This window comes from Streptomyces sp. NPDC001933, assembly GCF_042890955.1.
Lineage (GTDB): Bacteria > Actinomycetota > Actinomycetes > Streptomycetales > Streptomycetaceae > Streptomyces.
The window spans coordinates 1-1,422 of record NZ_JBIASS010000119.1 but is presented as its reverse complement, the minus strand read 5'-3'; the positions used below and the strand labels follow the sequence as shown (position 1 = coordinate 1,422).

1 protein-coding gene is annotated in these 1,422 nt (G+C 65.9%); it reads left to right on the top strand.

What is annotated here, in order from left to right; genetic code table 11:
- Window positions 1–1,400: molecular chaperone DnaK (gene dnaK / locus ACFYY7_RS45680; protein ID WP_388672398.1), on the top strand; the 1,400-nt coding region annotated here is incomplete at its 5' end.
- Between the last annotated feature and the right edge of the window lie 22 nt (window positions 1,401–1,422).

The following is a 1,422-nucleotide window of genomic DNA, read 5'->3' as shown; positions in this document are numbered from 1 at the left end:
CCGCGGCGCTCGCGTACGGTCTGGACAAGGAGAGCGACCAGACGATCCTGGTGTTCGACCTGGGTGGCGGCACCTTCGACGTCTCGCTGTTGGAGATCGGCGAGGGCGTGGTGGAGGTGAAGTCCACCAACGGTGACACGCACCTGGGTGGTGACGACTGGGACCAGCGGATCGTCGACTATCTGACCAAGCAGTTCAAGAACGCGTACGGTATCGACTTGTCCAAGGACAAGATGGCCACGCAGCGGCTGCGCGAGGCGGCGGAGAAAGCGAAGATCGAGCTGTCCGCAGCGACGGAGACGACGATCAGCCTGCCGTATATCACCGCGTCGTCCGAGGGCGCGCTGCATCTGGACGAGAAGCTGACGCGCGCCCACTTCAAGCAGCTCACTCAGGACCTGCTGGACCGCTGCAAGGGCCCGTTCCACAGCGCGGTCAAGGACGCGGGGATCTCTGTCTCGGAGATCAATCACGTGATTATGGTGGGCGGTTCCACGCGCATGCCCGCGGTGACCGATCTGGTCAGGGGGCTGACGGGGAAGGACCCGCACAAGGGTGTGAACCCGGACGAGGTCGTGGCCATCGGCGCGGCCCTGCAGGCCGGTGTGCTGAAGGGTGAGGTCAAGGACGTACTGCTCCTCGACGTCACCCCGCTGTCCCTCGGTATCGAGACCAAGGGCGGCATCATGACCAAGCTCATCGAGCGCAACACCACGATCCCGACCAAGCGGTCCGAGATCTTCACGACGGCCGAGGACAACCAGCCGTCCGTGCAGATCCAGGTCTACCAGGGCGAGCGCGAGATCGCGGCGTACAACAAGAAGCTCGGGATGTTCGAGCTGACCGGCCTGCCGCCGGCCCCGCGTAGCGTCCCGCAGATCGAGGTCGGATTCGACATCGACGCCAACGGCATCATGCACGTGACCGCGAAAGACCTGGGCACGGGCAAGGAGCAGAAGATGACCGTCACCGGCGGCTCCGCCCTGCCGAAGGACGACATCGACCGCATGATGCACGATGCCGAGGTACACGCCGAGGAGGACCGGCGCCGCCGGGAGGCCGCCGAGACCCGCAACCAGGCCGAGCAGCTCGTCTACCAGACCGAGAAGCTCCTGTCCGACAACGCGGACAAGATCCCCGGTGACGTGAAGACCGAGACGGAGGCCGCCCTCGCGGACGTCAAGGAGAAGCTGAAGGGCGAGGACACCGCCGCGATCCGTACCACCATGGAGAAGGCGGCCGCCGTCTCGCAGAAGATCGGCAGCGCCCTCTACACCCAGGCACCGGGTGCCGGAAGCGAGGCCGACTCCGCGCCCCAGGCCGGGCAAGGGAGCGACGAGGAGGAGGTCGTCGACGCGGAGATCATCGACGACGAGAGGACGGAGGGAGGCGAGCGATGAACCGGCCGAACAAGTCTCGATC